We start from the raw sequence: 23,047 nt of genomic DNA, 5'->3' as shown, positions 1-23,047 counted from the left end.
ACACAAGAAGGGATTTTAGCGCTGCTGTCGGCAACTTTCAGAGCGCTAACGGTATTATAGGCGGGCAAGACGGGAACAAGATCGGGGAGGGAACAATAAATCAACTAATGGCATACCTCGAATTGATCGCCGAGAATTAAATCGGTCAGCAAGCCCGATCATTCTTGCAACCTCATTAACAATCAGTGAAATCGCTCTATCAAATCTACGATATTTGGGTAGCGGGGTTTTCCCCGTAAAAAGGAGGAACACATATGAGCGTATTGATGATATCGGAGCAGATCACAAGGACAGTGTTAAGACAGGCAGGCTCTAATGAGGTCAAAGCGGGAAGGCTGGTGGACAGGCTCACAAATATCAGTTCTTTAAAAAAATGCGGAGATATCGAAAGAGAACTGGACAAAGTAAAAAAAGATCTGCTGGCTCTGGCCAAACAGGACCCCAAAGCAGTTGCCGACGCTCTGGTATGGTATCTTATCAAACTCGATATTTCGCAGGGTTTTAGAGATTATAAGCACTGGTATTTTACACAGCAAAAGGTTGTTTTGGCAGAGCACGTCCTTTATGATCTTTATAAACGCGCTCCACAGGCTGCCAAAAGCGGCATAGTTTCCATTTTTAAAACTATAGACAAGGCAGAAAGAGACAGAGGAATATCGGCAGAATATTTAAGGGACGCCGGCAAGTTCAAGGCCTTTCTGGGAGCAAGGATAACAGCAGAATCCTTTTTACACGAGCTGGGGATAAGCGGCTACGAAGCCGAGGTAGACTGTGAATACACTTTAAGCTACCCCGAAGATTGATATTTGCTGTTTCAAATTATTAAAGATCATTGTTGCGTGCGCTTTTTCCGGAAAAAATCGGTTTATGTTATACTGGTTTTATGCCTAAACTCGGGGTCAACATCGATCACATAGCAACTCTGCGCCAGGCCAGGCTGGAAAATTTCCCTTCTCCGGTAGAAGCCGCAAAGACCTGTATCAGAGCCGGGGCAGACGGTATTGTAGCCCATCTTAGAGAAGACCGGCGCCACATTCAGGACAAGGACATCTTCCTCATCAGAAAAGCCGTCAGGCGCTTTGATATGGAGATGGCGCCTACCAGAGAGATGCTCAGGATAGCTTTAAAGGTCAAACCCGACATCGTTACCCTGGTCCCCGAAAAAAGGCGCGAAGTGACCACCGAGGGAGGCCTCGAGGTCTCAAAACAGATCAAACGGCTTCTTGAATACTGCGAAAAACTCCAGTCAAAAGGGATAATGGTAAGCCTGTTCGTTGACCCGGACCCGCTTCAGATAGCGGCGGCGGCAAGGACGGGAGCGTGTTTTGTGGAGATACATACGGGGGAATATGCAAACTCCAAATCCAAAACACTAAATCCTAAACAAAAACAAAACTCAAAATTCAAAAAAGTACAAAGAGCGGTCAGCTATGCTAGGGAGCTGGGGCTGCGGGTCAATGCGGGCCACGGGCTTACTTTAGAAAATGCGGGAAGCATCGCAAGGATCCCGGGAGTCGAAGAACTTAACATAGGCTACAGTATTATCGCGGATGCTCTGTTCTGCGGTCTTTACTCGGCAGTAAAAAGAATGAAGAAAGCGATGCAGGTCTGACCCATGCATACAATAGAAGAAGCAAGGACCCTTGCCCCCGCCATCAAACTTATAAAGGTCAAAGACCTTGACGCTGCCGTGGCTGCCAAGCCGGGGCAGTTCTGCGTTATCAAGATAGACGAAAAAGGAGAGAGGATACCTCTTACCATAGCCGAGGCCGACAAGGGAACGGGACTTATCACCATCATCTTTCAGGAGGCGGGCGCCACGACAACCCTGTTGGGGCAGTTAAAGAAAGGCGATACCATATCGGATTTTCTCTGTCCGCTGGGTACTCCGGCCCATATCGCAAAACTGGGCACCGTCGCAACGATCGGCGGAGGGGTTGGGATTCCCGAGATACTCCCTGTTGCAAAAGCATTCAAGGAAGCCGGCAATCGTGTTATCTCGATTCTTGGGGCAAGGACAAAAGAACTGATCCTTCTTGAGGATAAGATACGCAGCTTTAGCGATGAGACGCTTATCGCAACAGATGACGGCTCCTACGGCAAGAAAGGATTTGTTTCTGACCTCCTGAAAGAACTGATAACAAGCAGAAAGATCGACCTTGTTTCAGTGGTGGGCCCCACCATAATGATGAAAGTAGTTGCCGAAGTTACAAGACCGCACGGGATCAGGACCATGGCTAGTCTTAACCCGATAATGCTTGATGCAACAGGCATGTGCGGTGTGTGCAGGGTCACTGTTGGGGGTAAGATCAAATTTGCCTGCGTGGACGGGCCCGAGTTTGACGCACATCTGGTGGATTTTGACGAACTTATGATGAGACAGAGGATCTATCTGGACGAAGAAAAAAGGGCGCTGCACAAATGCAGGCTCGACCAGAGCCTTGAGTCCCGTGCGGAGAAAAAATGAGAGAGCCGCTGCCTGAACAAAAGCCTCAGGACAGGACCCGGAATTTTACGGAGGTCGCCCTGGGGTACAGCAAAGAGCAGGCAATAAAAGAAGCCTCGCGCTGTATTCAATGCAAAAAGCCTTTGTGCGTAACGGGCTGCCCCGTAGAGATCGATATCCCTGCCTTCATTAAATTGATAGTTGAGGACAAGCCGGCAGAAGCGCTCGCAAAGATAAAAGAAAAGAACAATCTTCCAGCGGTCTGCGGCAGGGTCTGTCCGCAGGAGGACCAGTGCGAAAAGATGTGCATATTGGGAAAGAAAGACAAAGAAAATGCGATCGGCATCGGGTATCTTGAGAGGTATGCCGCTGACTATGGAAAAAAGAGGGCCGTAGACAGTATACCGGGGACCGGTCGGCGGTCTACGGTCAACGGTCAACAAGTGGCGGTTGTGGGGTCGGGGCCGGCGGGGCTTACCTGCGCGGCTGACCTGGCTAAACTGGGTTATCAGGTCACATTGTTTGAATCACTTCACGAAGCGGGAGGAGTCCTTTCTTACGGCATCCCCGAGTTCAGGCTGCCAAAGGCCATTGTCAGGGAAGAAATAGAGTATATCAGGTCCCTGGGGGTAGAGCTCAAGACCAGCATGCTGATCGGCGGGATCCTGGGGATAGAAGATCTGTTTAAAAGGGGATACAAAGCGGTATTCATCGGCAGCGGAGCGGGGCTTCCGCAGTTCCTCAACATCCCGGGGGAGAACCTGATGGGAGTATACAGCGCCAACGAATTCCTTGTTCGGGTCAACCTGATGAAGGCCTATCAATTCCCCGAACACATGACGCCGGTCAGGATAGGCAAAAAGGTCGCTGTGGTGGGAGCCGGAAATGTGGCAATGGACGCGGCCAGAGTAAGCCTCAGGCTCGGGGCCGAAAAGGTCTCTATAGTGTACAGAAGGTCAAGAACGGAGATGCCGGCAAGGGCGGAGGAGATCATAAGAGCGGAAGAAGAAGGGATAGAGTTCAAACTTCTGACCGCTCCTGTTCGGATCATTGGGGATCCTTCCTCCTGGGTAAAACAGCTGGAGTGTCTTGCTATGGAACTGGGGGAGCCGGATGCCTCGGGCAGAAGAAGGCCTGTCCCCGTTAAAGGCTCCGAATTCCTTATCGATGCCGATACCGTGATAATTGCCATCGGGCAGAGCCCTAACCCTCTTCTGTCAAAAGCGACCCCGGACTTAAAAACAGAAAAATGGGGAGGCGTAATAGCAGACCCGTCCACGGGACAGACCTCAATGAAGGGTGTATTTGCGGGAGGCGACATTGTTACCGGGGCCGCCACCGTCATCTCTGCCATGGGAGCGGGGAAAAAAGCAGCCCGCGCGATTGACGATTACCTTAGAAAAGGGTAAAATTTAACCGTGAACTTCAATTTCCCGCGCAAAAAATTGAACGATAAGTGCGGCATTTTCGGCATCTTCTGCCTTGACAAAAGGGATGTTGCAAAACATATCTATTTTGGCCTTTATGCTCTCCAGCACCGCGGACAGGAAAGCGCTGGGATAGTAACCTCAAACGGCGATAACTTTAGAAGCTATATCGACATGGGGCTAGTGAACGTTGTTTTTGCCAAGGAAAAGGCTTTTGAAGGCCTAAAGGGCCACATCGGGCTCGGCCATGTCAGGTATTCCACTAGCGGTACAAGCGACATAACCAATGCCCAGCCGATAATAATTAACACTCCTTACGGTACAGTGGCTATAGCTCACAACGGCAACCTGACCAATACCGAAGAACTGCGAAGAGAGATCCGCTCAAAAGGGTATGCTTTCAAGGGCAACAACGATTCGGAGATAATAGGGGCCCTGCTGGTATTTGAAAAAGAAAAGGACCTGACCTCTGCGCTAAGCTCCGTGCTGTGCAAGCTCGAAGGAGCGTTCTCTCTCGGCATCATGACCAAGGACCGGCTCTATGCGGTGCGCGACCCCAACGGCATCAGGCCCCTTTCTATAGGGCATTTTGACAACAGTTATGTAATATCATCCGAGACCTGCGGACTTGACATCCTGGGCGCAAGGTCCATCAGGCAGGTAAAACCGGGGGAGATCGCGGTCATAGACAAAAAAGGCATCCGCTCTTTCATGTATTCAAAGGCAAGGCCGGCGCTGTGCATCTTTGAATTCATCTACATAGCCAGGCCCGACAGCGTCATGGACAAGCGCAACCTTTATCACGCAAGGATAGACATGGGCCGCATCCTGGCAAAGGAGCATCCCGTAAAGGCCGACTATGTGGTGTCGGTCCCGGATTCAGGAACGCCGGCCGCGATAGGATATGCTTCAAAGTCCAAGATCCCCTTCAGCGATGTGCTGGTCAAGAACAGGTATGTTGGAAGGACCTTTATACAGCCGACACAGGACATAAGGGAGCTCGGCGTCAAGTTAAAGCTCAATCCTATAAAGGCCGTTATCAAAGGAAAAGACATAATCCTGGTGGACGATTCCATAGTGAGGGGGACCACCAGCAGGCAGATAGTCAAGCTCCTTAAAAAAGCGGGGGCCAAAAAGGTCCATATGAGGGTGGCAAGCCCTCCCATAATCGGGACCTGCAACTTTGGGGTAGATACTGCGAGCAGGGACCAGCTGATAGCGGCCAACTACTCGGTCGAAGAGATCAGAAAATACCTGGGCGCGGATTCTCTGGGCTACCTGAGCCTCGAAGGCCTCCTGAAAGCGGTCGCCATACCCAAGAACCCCCTCTGCCAGGGCTGTCTTAATTTGAAGTATCCTTGCTAAAACACCATATTACCCGAACCTAAAGGTTCGGCTCCGGTTTTGCTTCCCAATGGAGCCGACACTTTAGTGTCGGGTCTAACTCAGTGATGGGTTTATTCCATTGTAAAAGCCACCGCCATTTGTTAGAATTATCTAATTAAATAAGGAAAAGGAGAAGCTAATGTCTTTAAGTTCGGCAAAAAAGGATATTCTGTCCAAGGCCAAGAGCGACGGAGTAAAATTCGTTCAATTGCAGTTCACGGATATCCTGGGCACCATAAAGAGCGTTTCTATCCCGGTGGAAAGGCTTGAGGACTGTCTTGACAAGGGGACCTGGTTTGACGGCTCTTCCATAGAAGGTTTTGCGCGCATTTCCGAAAGCGACATGTTCCTTCAGCCGGACATCTCCACTTACAGGGTCATTCCCTGGAAAGCGCACGAAAAAAGAGTTGCCCGCTTTATCTGCGACATCTATACTCCCGACGGCGAGCCTTTTGAGGGTGACCCGAGAGGCATCCTGAAAAGGAACCTCGCTGAAGCCAAAAAAGCAGGGTATATCTTCAACACCGGACCCGAAGTAGAGTTCTTTTTGCTGAAAAAGGACAACGGCAATATAACCGCCGAGCCCCATGATGTCGGAGGTTATTTTGATTATTCTCCCCTTGACATGGCCTCTGATGTAAGAAGGGACATAATACTTGCTCTCGAAGATATGGGAATGACGGTAGAAATGAGCCACCATGAGGTGGGCCCCGGCCAGCACGAGATAGATGTTCGCTACAGCGACGCGCTTTCTTCGGCAGACAACACGGTCACTCTAAAATATGTAATTAAGGCAATAGCCCAGAGATACGGGCTGCATGCCACCTGCATGCCAAAACCGCTTTACGGCGTCAACGGCTCGGGCATGCATGTGCACCAGAGCCTGTTCAATGCCAAAGGGCAAAACCTTTTTTATGATGCCAAGAACAAATACAAACTGTCAAAGCTCGCTTTGAGCTATATTGCCTCACAGCTGCAGCATGCCAGGGCCATGAGCGCGGTCCTTGCCCCGACCGTCAATTCCTACAAGCGCCTTGTCCCCGGATATGAGGCCCCGGTCTATATCTGCTGGGCGCACAAGAACAGGTCCGCTCTCATCAGGATCCCGAGGTTCTCTCCCGGAAGGGAGCTTGCCACCAGGGCGGAGCTGCGCTGCCCTGACCCGAGCTGCAACCCCTACCTTGCCTTTGCGGTGATGCTAAGGGTGGGACTTGACGGCATCAAGAAAAAACTGGTGCCCCCTGCGGCCACAGAAGGCGATGTGTACGAATTTGACAGCGCCACGCTAAAAGAAAAGAACATAGCGACCCTGCCGGGCTCCCTGCGCGAGGCGCTTGACGAGGCCGAAAATGATCCTCTTATAAAGGACGCTCTTGGCAAACACACCTACGGCCGCTTTATCGACGCAAAAACGGCAGAGTGGGATGATTACCGCACCAAGGTGACGCAGTGGGAACTGGACAGGTATCTGGAAATCATATAACTGACCCGAACCTGAAGGTTCGGCTCCTGTCTTCTTCTCCATGGAGCCGACACTTTAGTGTCGGGCTGTAAGGGTTTTAATGAAATTAGCTATTGCATCCGACCACGCCGGATTTGAGCTTAAGGAAAAGCTTAAGAAGGCGCTTGCCAAAGCCGGGCATTTGGCAGTGGACTTTGGGACCTTTTCCGCAGAGTCCTGCGATTATCCAGACTTTGCAAAAGCCGCCGCAAGAGCGGTTTCACAAAAAAAATACTCCCGCGCCGTGCTTGTGTGCGGTACGGGACAGGGCATGGCAATGGCCGCCAACAAGTTTAAAGGAGTACGCGCCGCGGTATGCGAAAGCCTCTTTTGCGCCAGGATGAGCAGGGCGCATAACGACTCCAACATCCTGTGCCTGGGCTCAAGAGTGCTTGACAGCAAAAAAGCTCTCCGGATACTCAAAGAATGGCTTAAAACAGGGTTCGAGGGGGGGCGCCATCTAAGGCGCGTAAAAAAGATCGGATGAAGGCCTTTATCATGGCCGCCGGGGTCGGAACAAGGCTTGAGCCGCTTACCCTGGCTCTGCCAAAACCCATGGTCCCTCTGTGCAACCTGCCTGCAATGCTCTACAACATAGAACTCCTCAAAAAGCACGGCATAAAGGACATAACCGCCAATCTCCACTATTTTCCCGAGCAGATACAAGGCTACTTCAAGAACGGAAAGGAATTCGGAGTTGAGTTGTCCTATTCCTACGAGGAAGAGCTGCTGGGGACCGCTGGAGGAGTCCACAAGATGGCCCGCTCCACAAAAAAGCCCTTCTCGACCTTTGTGGTGCTTAGCAGCGATGTCCTGATGGACATAGACCTTAAAAAGCTCATCGACTTTCACAAAAAAAAGAAAGCCCTTGCAACGATCGCTCTTGTGAAAGTGGAAGATCCTTCCGAGTTCGGGGTGGTTATACTGGAAAAGGATAGCAGGATAAAGGCCTTTCAGGAAAAGCCCAAAAAAGAAGAAGCTCTCTCTCTGCTTGCCAACACCGGGGTCTATGTGTTCGAAAAAGAGGTCCTTGACCTGATACCCGAAGGCTCGTTCTACGACTTTGGAAGACAGCTCTTTCCCGCCCTTGTGAAAGAAAACAAGCCCTTTTATGGTTTTGACAGCAGTTCTTATTGGCTGGACATCGGCACCATACCAAATTATATAAAAGCCAACTTTGATCTTGCCGGCGGCAAGGTAAAGGCAAGAGGGATGACGCATTCAAGGAAGATCGTCCTTGGCAGGAATTCCCGCATCTCAGAAAGTACTCTTCTTTCCGGCACCATAATAATAGGGGACAACTGCACCATCAGAGACAACTGCCGGCTTAACGATTGCATCATTTGGCCTGACACCGTGATAGGCCAGGGGTGCAGTGTTGACGGCAGCATCATCGGGAGCTGGTGTTATCTCAGCGAAAATACCGTTGTCGGCCCCGGCTCTATAATCGCCAACCGCTGCAAGACCCGGCCCGCCTCCCGCCTCAAACCGGGTTCCCTGATACCCCCGGATAAGACGATATAGGCGGATGGAGCCGACCTGCCCGTCCGGCAGGCGGGCGCTTTAGCGTCGGGTTTCCATCAATTACCCGAACCTAAAGGTTCGGCTCCGGTTCGCTCATCCCAAAGGGACCGCCCCCATACCCTGCATTCCTTGCATAATTAATAGATAAGGACGTTTGCCGTTCCGGGCGACGACCAAAGGTGAATATCAGGGAAAACACTAATGAATGAATAACCCAGCAAGCCCGTATGAGGGCTTGATAGATGCAGGGAGGAGCTTTCGGCAATCGCGGGATTGTTAAGGGCAGAGCCCTTAACGAGTTTCTTTTCTGTCCACTTTTCTTTGCGACCAAAGAAAAGTGGACATAGTGTGAGTCTTTAGTATTGAGCGTTCAAGACTAAACACTCGAACTATTGCTCAAGACCTATAAACTGAAGACAGAGGGGGTATGCAAGTTCCTTTCCCCTTGCCCCGATAACTATATAGAACCATTATCAGGAGGTGAAATATGGCAGCGTCAAAGAATGCGGTAGCCAATGCTTATCTTAACTCTATCAAAAGCGCGGCCCAGAGCGGCGGAAAGTCCCAGATGAGCTCAAAGTCCATGCTTCCAAACTTCATCAAAGGATTCATACAGAACAAAACGGGAATCAAATTATGACCTTTTCTCCATCCGTAAACCTGTCCGCGGAACAGGCCTCAGGGGGTCTTAACGACCACCTGGACAACATTTCTACCAGGGAGAATCCCTTTTCCAGGTTTGAAGCCGAGCAGTCAAAACATCAGGAATACTCAAAGTTCTTTGCCAGGGCCGAAAGGTTTGAGAGCGAAGCGGCTCCTGCCAAAAAAGAGGTCCAGACCACCACTTCGGCCGCGGCCTCCGCACAGCAAAAGACCAGCGAGGTAAAAACCCAGGCCAAAGGCGAGGCCGTGTACGGCGGGATGAACGAAGACCTCTTTATCGAGGCCAAGAAAAAGGACACCCTTTACTCCATTAAGGAAAAGACCTCCGGCGACCTTGGGGGTGTCAAAAGCGATGAGGAAAAGGACCCTCAGGACGAAAAAAAGAAAAAGCACGACTTTGACTTTCTTTCGGACATAATGGCCCTGTTGCACAGGCTTGGCGTCATAAAAAAGAGGATGCGAAAATAGCATGGACAAGAAAGACTTCCCCGACTGGTGCGACGACGATGTAATTAACGAGATACTTAAAGCCATAGAGGAGCTGGAAAATGACGCAGAGATGTCGGAAAAGCAAACATGAGAAATATGATAGAAATACCGTTGAAATACATGGAAATTCTCTAAGAGGGCACTCACAATTATCCGAACCTGAAGGTTCGGCTCCAGGGGCTGCTTCACAAAGGAACCGACGCTTTAGCGTCGGGATAAACATGCCCAAGAATTCTAAAAATTCTTTATTCATAAATTCCATGCAAGTTCTTAGGGCTTTGGCGCGATAAACTATTGAGGACAAAAAAAGGAGGGATTCTCATGGCAGCGGCAAAAGTAGGAGCAGCACAGGCGGCGCCAAAAGCGGCATCCACGGCCCCTGCAATAAAGCAGGCGGCTTCCAGCAAGGCTCACAATATTAAACTGTAAAGGAGAATCAAATGAATCCACTGGGAATTCTTGGCGGCCTTCTTCCGACAATATTACAGCTGATAGCAAAGAAATCGGATGCCAAAGCATCTGCCGAAGCACTAACTGTAATAGGAAAAGTCGGAATAGACGGCCTTCCTGCTGAAGGAATGAGCATCGATGATATGAGCAAGCAATATGGCATTGCGGCAGATAAGCTTCGCAAGCTAGATAACGGGGATGGTAAGTTGACTAAGGACGAATTGCTTAAGGCTGACAAAAATGGCGACGGGGCCCTGACCAAAGGTGAGATCTCAAGATTTGCCAGCACTCACTGAGTGAGCAAAAAGAAAGAAGAATAAATGGCAGCAGCAATGGAAATGTCAAAACTGGCCCTGGCGGCGGAAAAGGTTTTTGGCAAGTTCGAAGAGGCCTCCGGCGGACTTCCGGCCGCAGCCGGGGGAGTAAAACCTGCGGCTGCCGAGCAAGTATCTCAGGTCCAGGACCCTCAGGAGCTTCATCTGGCGGCGGGTTCAAGAACCGGCGGGATCGTATGTGTGGAGGTATAGGAGAAAACAATGACTTTTGATGCAGGTGCCATAATTACTGCAAATATAACTGCCACAACAAATCCATTTTTAGCAGCTAATTCTGCTTGGAACAATGCACAGGCTGTTATAAATTCTTATAATGAATATCTTAAGGTAAACAATAAAAATCAAGATAACGATAAACACGAGGACTTTATCGCATTTTTAAGCGCGCAACACAGAACAGCTCCTATCACTTTAACTGTGGAAAAGGGAAGCAACCTTGATAAGGCTGACGCGAATACAAGTGACGGGAAATATGTCTTGGAGGCATCTCCAATAGTAGGGACTGCACAGCGGGCAACTTATTTTGGCTCAATTACTCTTTACCATTGGGAGGATGAGGCAAATGCTCCGGATTCAAAAGAGACATGGGAAGTGACATATGACAGCAATACAGATACATATACTGCCCAAAGGTATAGCGAAGGAATGATCGAAAGAAAACTTGTGGGTCCCCCGATCACAGGCAAAACCCTTGAAGAAGTTGCCGGTAAATTTACAGCTCTTACTGAAGGAAAAGAAGACCAATACTCTGTTGAAATTAAAGATGCAAACGGAGTGATAACTAAAAAAACACGGTCCGGAAATGAAAAAGAAAGCATCCACTGGACAAAGGAACAGAAAGATATGCAAAGAAAACAGTGGAAACTGCAGCTTTATCAGGCGATATTGGAAGGCCTGCAATCAGTTGTTAAACTATTCGGGATCAAAGCATTCTGATAGCCCTTATAAGGAGAAATTGATATGTCAATAGAAGGAACTGTTAGGCTGGCAAACACAAATGACGCTGTTCAGGACGAGACCAGAGACACCATGGCCGAGATGTATGATGTAAAGAACGAAACTCTTTTGGCAATGCACAAAAAGGCCGAAAAGATAGCGGATGATGCGCGATCGGATGCGTTTTTTGGCGCGCTTGGCTCGATCGGCAAGGCGATCTTTTCTATCTTTTGAGCACGCAAGTTTTGTTGGGATGGAGCCGATAGACTGATAGGAGAAGAAAATGGGGCTTGGAGCGGTTGAGGCAGGCAAAACAGCAGGACAGGCGCAAGGACCTGCAAAAAGCGGTACTGGTCTGCGTCCGGGAGGTCCGGGCAAAACAGTGGTTAAAGGTGGGCCTGGGCAGCCGGGAGAAGCCGCTCTTACGGAGAGCAATTCTGCAAGCCTTGCCGCAAGAAGGGCGGCCGCCGATAAGCAAAGAAGCCTGGCCGACAAATGCGATGAGTTTGCCTCTTCGGCTTCAACACCGGAAGGGGCTGCGTTATGCCGAAGCGCCGCGGACTCGTTCAGGAGTTCGGCATCGGCTGTTGAGAGCGGCGATGCTGAAAGCGCTTCCAGGTATCACGAATCCGGCACTCAAGCACTTGCCGGAACCATTTCCAGGTGCAAGGACAAAGGTCTCGAAGCAAAAAAGGGAGAGATAAACGCAGTGCTCAAAACTGCCGAAGTGTATAGAGAAGCCAACAAATGGAACGGTATCTTCGGCGTTATTAAGGCAGGGATCCAGATAGCGGCGTTCATATAGGAGAAAACAAATGAGCGGGATTGCGACGAATTTCATACAAAAAAGGGGCGAGCTCCAGAGCGGACAGATAGAAAGTGCCTCCGAAAACCTGTACAAGCAGTGGGAAATGGAAGCTCAAAAAGAACTGGCGGAAGCCAACCTGGAGGCCGCCAAGGCCCAGTCCGGGAAGAAATAAGGAGGAAAAGCCATGTCAAGCATATACCAGGCAGGGTCGGCGGTTAATGACGCGATGGATGTGATGGACGATTATCAGCAGACGGCGGCCGACCTTACCGATGCCTTCAGCAACACGGATTATGAAGACACCGATGTGGAGATACCTATTTCCGGGATCTCGACAGACCCGGAAATAATAGCCTATCTTAACAAGTACGACACCGACGGCGACGGGCATATAAGCAGGGACGAATACAACAAGGCCATGACCGGACTGCAGGACATGACCAATACATTGACCAACATAGCAGCGATGACGGCCGAAACAGCCGAAAAGATAGCCGAGGCCCTGCTTGCGGTGGCCAAGTACTTCTAAAAATAACGCAAGTTTTCCTCCCGGTACTGCGATAGGGTAAATAGAGGGGTAAAGATGACAAAAGTTGCGGACATAAACACGGCGGCCAGACAGGTAAGTGATATAATAAACTCCATCAAAGGGGAACTGACGCAGCCGTCCTCTGTTTCCAATGTCGATCTCGGGAGTTCACAGTCAAAGGTCAGCGATAACAGCATAAACAAAATAACAGAGACTTTATCCAAAAACAGAACAGAGAGGGGGTGAGTAGAATGGGATTAGTAACGGACCTCGGGAACAGCATTAATGCGGCAAACGCAAGCGCATTGCAAAACATGATAGATCTGGCAACCGCTGCCGCCGGAAAAGATATTACTGTCAACGATTGCGCGATAGGGACAAATATCTACACATGGAACGGATCGCAATGGACTGGAGTTAATGGCAACGCGGCTGAAGGCAATGATCTGGCAGCTTTGAACAAAGCTGTTAGCAACCCTGGTGAGAACGAGGAAGTCACTATGATAGCGGGTGTTGCGGTCAGGATAGGACAGGATATCCAGGCCGGCGGACTTGTTGAGCTGCAGTTCAAGATAGACCAGATGATGGCTGCGGTTCAGGAAGGCATCAAGAACACTGGTAAGGTGTCGCAGACAAGGGAAGGCGCCGCAAGGGCGTAAGGCGACGCATTGTAACCAAGAAAACAATGCAACCGACCCCCCTGGTAAAACAGGGGGGTTTCTCTTTTTGGGTGCTGTAGGCAGGTCTTGAGTAGTGAGCGCTCAAGACAGAAGACTCACACTATTGCTCAAGACCAGTATAGCGCGGACAATACTCGAATCAGGATAAGTATGTAGTGTGAGTTTGAGTCTTGAGTAATGAGCACTTCAGCTCTTGCCTTCTATCCAATGCAAGTTTTGTCCACTACACCCCGATTAATATCTGTGGGACCCCAATAAGGCACCGGAGGTAAAAAGTGGCAACGAACAACATAAACAACCTGTCTATCGCCTCAACTACAACGGGAACGCCTCAGGTAAAAGCGCCTATTAAAGAGGGATTAAAAAGCTTTTATGATGCCATGTTTTCCCTTGCCGTGGCAGCCGCCAACGCGGGAGCCGGCAATGGGGAAGAGGTCCAGGTGGGAGGAGAGTCCTATGATTTTACAAATTCCGTTGATCTGGCCGGTACAATTGCCAGGGCCGACTTTAACGTGCAGGCATATTCGCAGGCGATCCAGTTCATCCTCAAGGTCGATGTCACCTATATCACGGACCTTTATAAAGAAGCCGGCAGAATGATAGGCTGAAGAAAGGTATATTTAGAGAATGTTCTTTCTTGCAAAGAGATATCCCACCTACGAAGCCCCTCTTATGGGAACATCTGTAGCACCTCCGGTTAAACAATACATTCCGGAAGCTTGGGCGGGGGACGGGAAAAAATATGTCTTCGAAGCAAGGGATGGAGAAGCCGGGTACGATAAGTGGGAAAAAACCAGCCTTAAGTTCTTCGAAATGTTCAAATGGATGTACGAGTACATGGGAAAAAGCAGCAACCATTCCGTTAGTTACACCGATGAGGACGGAATAGAACAGACTATGGAGATAGAAGACGGAAAAGATATAAGTGTGAGGGATTATAGAGGAAAAGACCTCCTGGACGAAGCAAAAGAGAAAAGCAAGGTAGCCAACGGGTTTAAATATAAGAATATGAGCGGGGCAGATGTCCGGACCTGTTTGAGCGGCTACAGCAGCGGTGGAAATCCCGATATGGACCCCACCGACCCGTTCGGTTTTATGGACCTTGTAAGAAATTCTACCGTGCAGGTTGACGATGAAAACGACCATACCGTGTTAAGAAAACCCGTCGTTACTGATCACGCTCATTATCAGAGGTTGATAAGCCTTGGCGGAAATCAAACAGGCATACCATTTATAAGAAGCGATAGTCTTTTGAGCGACAAAAAAAGCACGGAGCAAGTTCAAGGCCTCCATGTCTCGTCTTTTGAAAGCGCCGGAAATTATGCGATGACGCCGTTGATAACCCAGTTTGAGGACCCTTCAGAAATGATTCCCCTCGTTCATCCCACCGATATAAACTTTGCGGAAGAATTCATGATGGGGTTGTGGAAAGACGATGATTGGGGAAGAAGGTATCTGACAATGCCGACTTTTTCAGAATATTTTAAGATACCGTCAAGATCTGAGGCCGGCATTGACCACGATTTTGCCAGCCAATTTGACACAACAGGCAGCACAATAAAATACGGGATTTACGACGCGAACGGGAGGTTTGTGAAGGATTTCGACACTGGGCTTTCGTCCTCTCTGCTGGATGATACCGTGCGTTATGAGACGGGACTGGATGAGTTCATGGCAAGCATAAAAGCAGGCGAGAACGGTTCAATAGCCTGGATATCGGAAGAATTAAATGCAAATCCATACTCTTATTTGGTTGGGAACTCCTCATACAAATATTCGGATTATATCGGTGATACAGATAACTTAACGGACGGAATGCTTGACAAGGCAAAATCATCGCTGAAAACAGTGAATTTTGCACAAAAAATGGTCTATTCCATCCTGATGATCTCTTCGGGTATTTTTGACCTGGTCGGAGGATGGGACTACAGAGGCCTTGGGCTTGAAGATTATAGCCAGTATGTAGACATCAGCAATTCCTGGAGTAAGGACAATAAGGAAAAGGGGATCAGTGATTTTCACATGGGTATTCTAAGCCAACTAACCAGTTATATTCATCCCGTTACCTATGCCATGAGACAGATGATATATAGGGGTAATTCCTCTGATGCTGCACACAGTGGCTATGTATATATAAACAGCCAGGGGGAAAGATATAGTTTTCTGGAGTTGTTTGTCTCGGCTTATGCTGACCTGAAAAAGGTTCTCTGTGCCGATGCCGATAACGATCCTGAAACTGAAGACCCATCGGCACTGGACCCCAACAGGATGCATATATCCAGCAAGCTTGAAGCCTTGCACCAGACATTAACCCTGACATCAAATCCCACTCTCGGCGCAGATGGTCTTTTTTGTAAATTGTATGCGTCCTATGGCACTTATTATGGTAATGGGGATAAGGTAAATATGGTGAAAGAAGGGATAGGAAAAGATCAAATAGAATCACCTTATGTGTTTTATAATGGCAAAGAACAAAATAACCCTTTCTACAGATCAATGCCTTCTTGCACATGGAATCAATGGTACGCTGCTTCGTACGAGTATATGGACAGCAAAAACTCCACGGATGTGTGGACTATGATACAGATGTGGAAGAGTCAGAGAAACTATGCTAATGCCAAGGCTGAGTACAAAGCCGCCAAAAAGCAGACAGAAGCCATGGAAGAGGCCGAGGAGCAGAGGGACAAGGCTTATGCCGAAAAGAGGCGAGGCGAGATGCAGGCAGCTAACCAGGCCGCCGAGGCAAGACAGAGATCACGCCAGGCGGAGCTCAAGAATATGGCGGCAAAGAGCAGAAAGAAATAACCCTCAGCCTCCCTGCCTTTAGCCATCAGCCTGAAGCCTGAAATTTGATGCAAGTTTAAGCACCCCTCCGACGATATATACATAGAGAGCAAAATCCCATTCAAATACCGTATTGGGGGTCATTTAATGGCGGCTAATATATACGGAGTTTCTCACCACCAGGGGGTCCAGTCCTCCGCTTCTGCGCAGCAAAATACAGTAAGGCCGCAGAACGCACAGAATTCCAGCCACTATGGCTATGACCAGGTCACCCTTTCCACCTCGGTAGCCCCGGCGGCATCGTCCTCAAAGGCGGTCAGAACGGACGGCACCGCCTCCTATGCCGAGCGCAGCGAGAACAGGACCAGAAGAACGGCAGCCGCCAAGGGGCAGACCGTAAAGGCGGTAAGCGACGAAGAAAAGCACAGGGACAACAAAGAGGCCTACGATCTTTTAAAAATGGCCGCGGGGCTTAAGGGAATGCTGGCAGACCTCGGCGCGGCGCTGACAGGGAAAGAGGCATAAGATGGCTGACAAAGACACACTGCTTGGCGAATATATAAACATCCTTTCGGGACGCTTTAAGAACAGCAACAAGTTCATTGTTGAGATAAAAGCGTCTCAGGCAGCGATCAAAAAGATGCAGCTGGAGCAGGCGGGAGCCTCCGTAGCCGAGTTAAAGAGCGCCCTTACCGAGGCCAAAAAGGACGCTGTCTGCTACCTTTTGATGGAACTCGGCGAGTTCCTTGGCGACCAGCAGATGGTAAAGGCCTCAAAGGCCACCAGGGCCTTTATGCAGTGGGGCATCAAGCAGATCATAGTTAAGCTCAAAGAACTCGGGATAGAGATGAGCGAGAACGAAATAAGGGAACTGACCATCGATGCCTGCCTTGCCAGGATAGAAAAGCTTAAAGAGAACCGCCTCGAACTCGAGACAAAACTCATGATGGCAGAAGGCGCCGCGGAGGCCTATTCCATATGAAAAAAGAAGCAGAACAACTAAAGTCGAAGATCTACAAAACCGGGCTGCTTATAACCAGGCTGGAGACCAGGGTGGCCTCGCTCGAAGCCGCCGCAAAGAGAAGTAAAGAGGCTTTGGACAAAGCGTTTTTGAACAAAATGAAAGGCGTAACATGTTCAAGACAAGCCTGAATGTCTGCATGATAGTTAAGAACGAAGCGGACAACTTGAGGCAAACACTGCCGTCGCTTGTGGCAGGCTGCAACAGGGTCATTGTTGTTGATACCGGTTCTACCGATGACACAAAAGAAACGGCAAAAGCCCTGGGCGCGGAAGTGTTCGACTATGAGTGGAATAACGATTTTTCTGCCGCCAGGAACAATTCCATAGCCCGTGCGGATTCGGACTGGATAGCCTGGTTCGATGCCGACGAACTTATCGAAGAGCAGGACCTGGAAAAGCTCCGCTACCGTCTGGACAGGACGGCAGCCGATACGGTCCATGTTGTTGTTAAAGAATGCCCCTACGGCACCAAAGAGGCTTACAATTCCTATTACAGGGACAAGGTCTTCAGGAACAACAAGGGCTTTCACTTTACCAGGCCTATTAACGAACAGGTGACCGCTCCTTCGGGCTCTATGCCGGAAGCGGAAAAATATGACGGCATCTCGCTTTACCACTGGGGCAGGAACCTGCCCGAAGAAAAGATGAAGCATAAGAACTCGGAAAGGGCCCGCCTTTTTGAAAAAGTGTCGCAGAATAATCCTTCTGATCCCGTATACCTGCTCCTTCTGGGCATGAGATACCTGGATCTTGAGAGGTTTGTTGAGGCGGAAGAGACATTTAACAAAGTGATCGCCGTCTGTAATACGAACGATGGTCTTTCAAAATACATCCGGGAAGGAGCACATCTGGGCAAGGCCTGGACGGCATTCCGCTTTCAGGACCACAAAAAGGCCGCACACGAGGCTATGCTGGCGATAGAGTGCAACGCTGATAACGCCGAAGGCTACTGCATAGCAGCAGGCTCCCTCCTTTCTATGGGCAGGCTGCAGGAAGCCTTTGCCCTGCTGGAGAAGGCGGTCTCTCTTCCCAAAAAACAGCATCCCGTGCTGCCCAGCAACGACCTGTGCTGGAATGTGATGAGACATTTGTTCTATGCCAACTGCCTGGTGTCCGAAAAACGCTACAGCGAAGCTATCCCTCATCTTGAGACCGTAAAGAGTTTTCAGCCCGAGAATGAAAGCGCTTCACAGTTGCTTGGACTGTTAAAGAAAGAGGTTGAGCAATGCAGAGCATAGTTGACAAGGCCGGCTCGCAGGAGATGGCTCAGATAGGGAATACCTGGGCCACGCAAAATCTGCAGAATGTCCTCAACAAAGGCACGCAGACCGAAAAGACGCAGGAGATAAAGAGGTCGCTTGACCTTATGTCCGATGTTGACAATCTTGAAAAGAACATCATGACAAGGTCCCTGAACGCGCTTAGCACCATGGGGGTGGTAAGCCAGTTAAAGAGCGGAGAGACCAACATAAAAGGCCTCAAGGAAAAACTGAGGTCTTCGGACGACAGCTCCGATGACAGCAAAGAACTCCTTTCTTCCGACAACAAAGGCATCAAAGAAGAGATCAACGGGATGAAGCGCGTTTCTTCCAGGCAGAAGATAATGCAGTGGGCAAAAGGCAAGTCGGGGCAGGGGATGGAGCAGAGCATCAGCGAATTTGCCAGCCTGTCCTCCAAACTGATAATGGCCGACGGCAATCCGGATGCCAGGGCCGCCATCAAGCGCAGGATAGACGAAGTAAGAGCAAAACTGGAAAAAGAAGGCATGACCGGCGAGGAGTTCCATGATATCCAGACCCTGGTAAGGGGCCAGGCCAGAAAAGAGCTCGCGCTCCTTATCAAGGACGCTTTTCTAAAAAGGCTCACCACTCCGCAGAAGTCCATAGAGTGGGCCATCAACGAAAAAGGCATAAACAGCATACTGGATTTTGCGTTCCTAAACGAATCCCTCGGCGGGCACTCTTTTGGAGGCTACGACCTTCAAAAGACCACCGACAAGGCCAAGGCGGAGGCAGAGGACATCTTAAGATCGGTCGTCCTTAACGAGTTCGAAAAGGATGTTGCAAGGGACGCGCTTAATTCCAAGTCGGCGCTCGGCAAAGAAGAGATAGGGAAATTCATCGAACTGGCCAACAGGGTGGGGGTGGATTTGCCCAAGTGGACCAGGGCCTGGGAGGACAAAAAATGGGACCTGGGCCTGCAGGAACTTCCTGAAAATGTCATCAACATGATAGGCAAGGAGAACGACGCAAAGCACGAGATGGGAAGCGACGGAAGAAGAAAGCAGCAGGAAGAAGAGGACGAAACCGCGCGCATAGAGCTGGAAAAGAGCTCTCTGATAGACCAGGCAAGGGCGGTCTTTACCGAAAGGTATCTCAACTTTACCTGGGCAACATTTTTCAGGACATCTTTCAAACTGAGGAATGTGACCTCAAAACTGAAAAAACTGGGGCTTAACGACAGAGAGATCAAAGAAATAAAGGACCAGGCCCTGGGCCTGGCCAGGGTCAAACTGATAGCCCTGATAAAAGAAGCTTACATGGAAAGAGTACTCCTTGTTGACGAAAGCAAAGCAAGGATAAGGATGGTATCCAAAAGGCTCAACAGCCTTGAGGGCAAACTGAGAGAGTTGGGTATAACCCTGGGTCAGGACGACATAAAAAAGATAAAAGCAGAGATAGAAAGCACGGTCTATGAATCCTCTGTCTTTAAACTGATGAACCTTAGAGAAAAGAAAGAAGGGGTGGAAAAGCTCTCTGACGGCGAGGAAAAAGAACTGGTATATCTTGTTAAGCTGGTCAAGAAATTGGAGGGTATCAAGTCCAGAGAAAAAAGGATAAAAGACTACGAAGCCAACAAGGGAAGCTTTATGGCCAGTGTGTTGAACAGAAGGATCGGCAAAAAACTCAAACTGATAGATTCGAGGATATAAAATGACAATAAACTTCCTTGATATGTACGGGTTGACTAAGGTAGAGGACCGGCAGCCGCTCTACAGTCCCAAGGCCGCTCTTGACAGGGCCGGCGAGGCTGTTGCGGCGTATAAATCTTCGTCCGCTGCCGCTACGGTGCCGTTCGATGTCCTTCTTAAAACCGCTCCGGAAAATATAGAGCGGCTCTCGTCAGAACTTGAAAGGGATAAGGGTGTATCGGGCAGTACCGTTGAAAGAGCCGGCTCTTCGCTGAAAAGGCTCGAAGAGACGGTTCATTTAAGAGCCGACCTTCAGGCAGGGCTCCTGGCCCTTAAGAAAAAAGGAGTTCCGGATTCAGACCCAAGGGTGGTCCAGGTAGAAGGCTTGATCAAACGCCTGGACGGACATCTGCAAAAAGAAGCAGCGCATTTAAATGCTCTGGCAAAAGAAGACCCCAGGGTCGCTGCTATGCTAAAAGAGGCAGCGGGTCCCGTTATTGCGTCAAGGGCAAGGGCTTCCGTCTCTAGCCCATTGCTATGGCCTTTTACTGAAGATGAGGAAGAATACCGAACTTTTGATTACTCCGGCCTGTTTAGCAACTATCAGAGCCCTTACGGATACTGGCTTGACAAAGAACTGCAAGCCCATGAAACGGAAAAATGGCTCAGGCTCGTGGAGGATATCAACAGGAACAACGAGCGTTCCAGAAAAAACACTACAAGATATCTTGTTCAGCTGGAAGAGGACCCGCTGGCAAGATCAAGACTGGCTATAGCGTCAATTCAAAAGGAGACCTAGCATGAGTGCGATCGAAGCCGTGGGCAGCTTTTCAAAAGGCAGGGACGACATCAATCCTATGGCTGCGATGGCCCAGAGCATTATGGAAATGGCCCAAAACCTTCCTGCTTCTAAAGCAGCGCCTGTCCTTGAAGCCGTTGAGCAGATAAACACCTGTCTTAACAATATGCTTCACATAACCAGTCTTATGCCTCACGAAAATTCAACCTCAACCAGGATGAACATGCAGGCTATTTTGAACGACCTCCGTCAAATGGGGCAGGGGGTTTCGATGATAGCCGGCGGCGACAGCGCTGGAGCCTCGCTCGTTAGAGAGGCTGTAAGCGGCATTAACACCGCCATGGCACAGATAGACATGTCTATGGTGGAGAACGCCATTCTTAACAGCGACAAGGCCGTAAAAGCCTCGCAAAAGGCCGATCCTTCCGAAATTGCCCTAGATATTGCCAGAAAAGGCACCTCCATAAGGATTTGACAAAACCTTCTTTTTGGTGAAATCCGGTCTATCAGTTAAAGATATATATGTAGAGGGCATAGGATGTTTACGATCGGCATAACATTGTCGGTTAATAGTTTGATCACTCAAGCAATGCTGGAGCTTCAGAAAAAACAGGCTTCAAACTCCTCTTATGAATCAATAAAAACATCGTGGAACGAGTCTTTCGAAAGGCTTCGTCTCAGCCTTGAACGCGGATCTGACTCCCGCCAGGAATTCCGCGCGCTGTCGAAATTAACAATAGATCTATATCTCGCCAAAATGGAGCTTTATCCAAACTGGCAGACACGGCTTAATGACACGCAATTTACGGCAGAGTTCCTTTCCGAGTTAGCAAAACTCCACTCTTTAAAGACTAAGCACATGCTTATAAGATGGGACAGCGCTTATGAGGAGTTGGTTAAGGCAAAACAGGAGGGCAGAGAAACTCGCGAACACATCGATAGGCTCCTATTTGCCACCGGCAGGCTCCATGAGCATGGAGAATGGATAAAAGATCTGTTCAGCACTTTTGGAGAAGAGCTGTATTCCATCTGGCCTCAGCTTGACGAGACCAGAATAGGCGGTTTTCTGTCAAATATTGAAGGCCGCATTAACCGAACCATTGAACTTGTCGGCATGAACGGGCATTCGGCAGACGAGTTCATAGCGGAACTATATATCGGTTTTGGAAAAGCTGTCCTGGTCTATTCTCCTTTGACGGAACGCGCACTGCGCCATATGCCGAAACAGAAGGCCGAAGAAACGGCCGAAGCGCAGGCAAGTCTCTTTTTAAGCTACTCAAGGCTTGAAAGCTCTTCACGCGCACATGTCAGGGATAAGAATAGAATACTCTTTAATGAGATGTCCAATAAAGTGCAGCTAGCCGCAAAGAGCTTTGCAAAAGAAATTATCAAATTAGGAATAGGGATAAAGCCTGAGCTTCTTTCTGAACTCCTATCCTATTGTGACCAGGCACCCAAACAAAACCTGGCTAAGCTAGAGGCCGGCAGGATCACCCTTGGCTTAACCTCTTATGAAAAAGCTGATAACAGCCTGGCTTCGTCTGTGCTGTTGCTTATCGCAATGGGGAAGCTGCGTAACGCTTATACGATACTTGTTGAAGAACTGGAAAAGCAGTCACAGGAACTTGAGGAAAGGAAAAAAGCAGAGCTCGAAAAGTATTATTTAAAACTTGAGCAGATAAAGAATGCCCTTGAACAATACTATGCAAAAGTTGAATCCGGAATTTTAGACATCAAAAAAGAGGAGAATACCATCTCATCCGCAATGCTGGCGCTTGCCTTGGAGATTGACTCTTTTGCCAAAAAAGATATACAATTAGTTGACGCAATGAACAGGATGGCGCAAAGACAGGCCTAAAGGAGAAGGATATGACAATATACGGGATAAGCGGCAACAAAAAGGACGACTTAGGGACCCCTGAGGCGGCAGCGGAGGCAATTAGGGGCAGGGCAAAAGAACTGATCAACTTCCTGGGGGATAAGGATGTCGAAGGAGCGCTTAAAGAGATCAACAATATTGTTGGCAAGATGCTTGACCATGGGCTTCTGACGATAGAGACGCCTTCTATGGACCTTACTCCCAGCAAAACATCTATTGAAACCATGGCGAGGCTCCAGACCGCTCTTAAGGCCTCTGCCGCAGATCCAGGCATAAGGAACCGGCTTGTCGAAGCTCTTGGGTCCCTTCCCAAGGATGCCGACCTCAACGGAGTGGCTGCGGCAATGGAAAGTGTTTTAGGAAAAGCAGGAATAAACCTTCAGAACACGGCTTCGGTACAAAAGGCAAGTCAGGCTCCTGATACCGACACCTATAATAAGCTCATAGTTTAAGGCCACCCGGCCCCTTCCGTGATAT

At 49.3% G+C, this 23,047-nt stretch carries 30 protein-coding genes; all 30 read left to right on the top strand.

Annotated features, from left to right (window positions below; translation table 11 throughout):
* Nucleotides 1-254 precede the first annotated feature (254 nt).
* Nucleotides 255-803 carry a hypothetical protein gene (locus WC490_04970; GenBank protein ID MFA5097962.1) on the top strand — a complete coding sequence of 183 codons (549 nt, stop codon included), beginning with the start codon at nt 255-257 and terminating at the stop codon, nt 801-803.
* An 80-nt stretch (nt 804-883) separates the two neighbouring features.
* Nucleotides 884-1,612, top strand: coding sequence for a pyridoxine 5'-phosphate synthase (locus WC490_04965; GenBank protein ID MFA5097961.1), 729 nt, complete (start codon nt 884-886; stop codon nt 1,610-1,612).
* Between the two features lie 3 nt (nt 1,613-1,615).
* A complete protein-coding gene (locus WC490_04960; GenBank protein MFA5097960.1) occupies nt 1,616-2,467 on the top strand; it encodes a sulfide/dihydroorotate dehydrogenase-like FAD/NAD-binding protein in 852 nt (283 codons plus the stop codon).
* Nucleotides 2,464-3,855, top strand: coding sequence for an NADPH-dependent glutamate synthase (gltA, locus tag WC490_04955; protein MFA5097959.1), 1,392 nt, complete (start codon nt 2,464-2,466; stop codon nt 3,853-3,855). Before WC490_04960 ends, gltA begins: the two co-directional genes overlap by 4 nt.
* 9 nt (nt 3,856-3,864) lie before the next feature.
* Nucleotides 3,865-5,238, top strand: coding sequence for an amidophosphoribosyltransferase (gene purF / locus WC490_04950; GenBank protein MFA5097958.1), 1,374 nt, complete (start codon nt 3,865-3,867; stop codon nt 5,236-5,238).
* A 160-nt stretch (nt 5,239-5,398) separates the two neighbouring features.
* Entirely contained in the window at nt 5,399-6,742 is a 1,344-nt protein-coding gene (glnA, locus tag WC490_04945) for a type I glutamate--ammonia ligase (GenBank protein MFA5097957.1), read from the top strand.
* Between the two features lie 79 nt (nt 6,743-6,821).
* On the top strand, nt 6,822-7,247 hold the full coding sequence (gene rpiB, locus WC490_04940; GenBank protein MFA5097956.1) for a ribose 5-phosphate isomerase B: 426 nt from the start codon (nt 6,822-6,824) through the stop codon (nt 7,245-7,247).
* Entirely contained in the window at nt 7,244-8,284 is a 1,041-nt protein-coding gene (locus tag WC490_04935; GenBank protein MFA5097955.1) for an NDP-sugar synthase, read from the top strand. Before rpiB ends, WC490_04935 begins: the two co-directional genes overlap by 4 nt.
* Before the next feature lie 487 nt (nt 8,285-8,771).
* A complete protein-coding gene (locus WC490_04930) occupies nt 8,772-8,924 on the top strand; it encodes a hypothetical protein (GenBank protein ID MFA5097954.1) in 153 nt (50 codons plus the stop codon).
* Nucleotides 8,921-9,415, top strand: a complete 495-nt coding sequence (locus WC490_04925; protein MFA5097953.1) for a hypothetical protein — start codon at nt 8,921-8,923, stop codon at nt 9,413-9,415. The genes WC490_04930 and WC490_04925 overlap by 4 nt, the downstream gene beginning before the upstream one ends.
* A gap of 461 nt (nt 9,416-9,876) precedes the next feature.
* Nucleotides 9,877-10,182: a hypothetical protein gene (locus WC490_04920; GenBank protein ID MFA5097952.1), complete on the top strand. Its 306-nt coding sequence runs from the start codon at nt 9,877-9,879 to the stop codon at nt 10,180-10,182.
* Nucleotides 10,183-10,206: 24 nt separating this feature from the next.
* A complete protein-coding gene (locus WC490_04915; GenBank protein ID MFA5097951.1) occupies nt 10,207-10,413 on the top strand; it encodes a hypothetical protein in 207 nt (68 codons plus the stop codon).
* A 9-nt stretch (nt 10,414-10,422) separates the two neighbouring features.
* On the top strand, nt 10,423-11,157 hold the full coding sequence (locus WC490_04910) for a hypothetical protein (protein MFA5097950.1): 735 nt from the start codon (nt 10,423-10,425) through the stop codon (nt 11,155-11,157).
* 24 nt (nt 11,158-11,181) lie between these two features.
* Nucleotides 11,182-11,391, top strand: a complete 210-nt coding sequence (locus WC490_04905; protein MFA5097949.1) for a hypothetical protein — start codon at nt 11,182-11,184, stop codon at nt 11,389-11,391.
* 49 nt (nt 11,392-11,440) lie between these two features.
* Nucleotides 11,441-11,962, top strand: a complete 522-nt coding sequence (locus tag WC490_04900) for a hypothetical protein (protein MFA5097948.1) — start codon at nt 11,441-11,443, stop codon at nt 11,960-11,962.
* Between the two features lie 10 nt (nt 11,963-11,972).
* Nucleotides 11,973-12,137 carry a hypothetical protein gene (locus WC490_04895; protein MFA5097947.1) on the top strand — a complete coding sequence of 55 codons (165 nt, stop codon included), beginning with the start codon at nt 11,973-11,975 and terminating at the stop codon, nt 12,135-12,137.
* Between the two features lie 12 nt (nt 12,138-12,149).
* Nucleotides 12,150-12,494, top strand: a complete 345-nt coding sequence (locus tag WC490_04890; GenBank protein MFA5097946.1) for an EF-hand domain-containing protein — start codon at nt 12,150-12,152, stop codon at nt 12,492-12,494.
* Between the two features lie 54 nt (nt 12,495-12,548).
* Nucleotides 12,549-12,740, top strand: a complete 192-nt coding sequence (locus WC490_04885; protein ID MFA5097945.1) for a hypothetical protein — start codon at nt 12,549-12,551, stop codon at nt 12,738-12,740.
* 5 nt (nt 12,741-12,745) lie between these two features.
* A complete protein-coding gene (locus WC490_04880; GenBank protein MFA5097944.1) occupies nt 12,746-13,153 on the top strand; it encodes a hypothetical protein in 408 nt (135 codons plus the stop codon).
* A gap of 296 nt (nt 13,154-13,449) precedes the next feature.
* Nucleotides 13,450-13,782 (top strand): hypothetical protein, encoded by a 333-nt coding sequence (locus tag WC490_04875; GenBank protein ID MFA5097943.1) that lies wholly within the window; start codon nt 13,450-13,452, stop codon nt 13,780-13,782.
* A 19-nt stretch (nt 13,783-13,801) separates the two neighbouring features.
* The gene (locus WC490_04870) at nt 13,802-15,979 is read left to right on the top strand and encodes a hypothetical protein (GenBank protein ID MFA5097942.1); all 2,178 of its coding nucleotides are present in this window, start codon (nt 13,802-13,804) and stop codon (nt 15,977-15,979) included.
* A gap of 126 nt (nt 15,980-16,105) precedes the next feature.
* Nucleotides 16,106-16,483, top strand: a complete 378-nt coding sequence (locus WC490_04865) for a hypothetical protein (GenBank protein ID MFA5097941.1) — start codon at nt 16,106-16,108, stop codon at nt 16,481-16,483.
* A gap of 1 nt (nt 16,484) precedes the next feature.
* Nucleotides 16,485-16,940, top strand: coding sequence for a hypothetical protein (locus tag WC490_04860; GenBank protein MFA5097940.1), 456 nt, complete (start codon nt 16,485-16,487; stop codon nt 16,938-16,940).
* The gene (locus tag WC490_04855) at nt 16,937-17,110 is read left to right on the top strand and encodes a hypothetical protein (protein MFA5097939.1); all 174 of its coding nucleotides are present in this window, start codon (nt 16,937-16,939) and stop codon (nt 17,108-17,110) included. The genes WC490_04860 and WC490_04855 overlap by 4 nt, the downstream gene beginning before the upstream one ends.
* Entirely contained in the window at nt 17,092-18,219 is a 1,128-nt protein-coding gene (locus WC490_04850) for a glycosyltransferase (GenBank protein MFA5097938.1), read from the top strand. The genes WC490_04855 and WC490_04850 overlap by 19 nt, the downstream gene beginning before the upstream one ends.
* The gene (locus tag WC490_04845; GenBank protein MFA5097937.1) at nt 18,207-19,913 is read left to right on the top strand and encodes a hypothetical protein; all 1,707 of its coding nucleotides are present in this window, start codon (nt 18,207-18,209) and stop codon (nt 19,911-19,913) included. The genes WC490_04850 and WC490_04845 overlap by 13 nt, the downstream gene beginning before the upstream one ends.
* A gap of 1 nt (nt 19,914) precedes the next feature.
* Entirely contained in the window at nt 19,915-20,691 is a 777-nt protein-coding gene (locus WC490_04840) for a hypothetical protein (GenBank protein MFA5097936.1), read from the top strand.
* Nucleotide 20,692: 1 nt separating this feature from the next.
* Complete coding sequence (locus WC490_04835; protein ID MFA5097935.1) at nt 20,693-21,166, top strand: hypothetical protein; 474 nt, start codon at nt 20,693-20,695, stop codon at nt 21,164-21,166.
* Between the two features lie 114 nt (nt 21,167-21,280).
* On the top strand, nt 21,281-22,549 hold the full coding sequence (locus tag WC490_04830; protein MFA5097934.1) for a hypothetical protein: 1,269 nt from the start codon (nt 21,281-21,283) through the stop codon (nt 22,547-22,549).
* 11 nt (nt 22,550-22,560) lie between these two features.
* Complete coding sequence (locus WC490_04825) at nt 22,561-23,022, top strand: hypothetical protein (GenBank protein ID MFA5097933.1); 462 nt, start codon at nt 22,561-22,563, stop codon at nt 23,020-23,022.
* Nucleotides 23,023-23,047: the final 25 nt, after the last annotated feature.

Source organism: Candidatus Margulisiibacteriota bacterium (assembly GCA_041650635.1).
Taxonomy (GTDB): Bacteria; Margulisbacteria; WOR-1; order JAKLHX01; family JBAZKV01; genus JBAZKV01.
The sequence above is the reverse complement of the archived record's forward strand: the minus strand, read 5'-3'. Positions and strand labels throughout refer to the sequence as shown.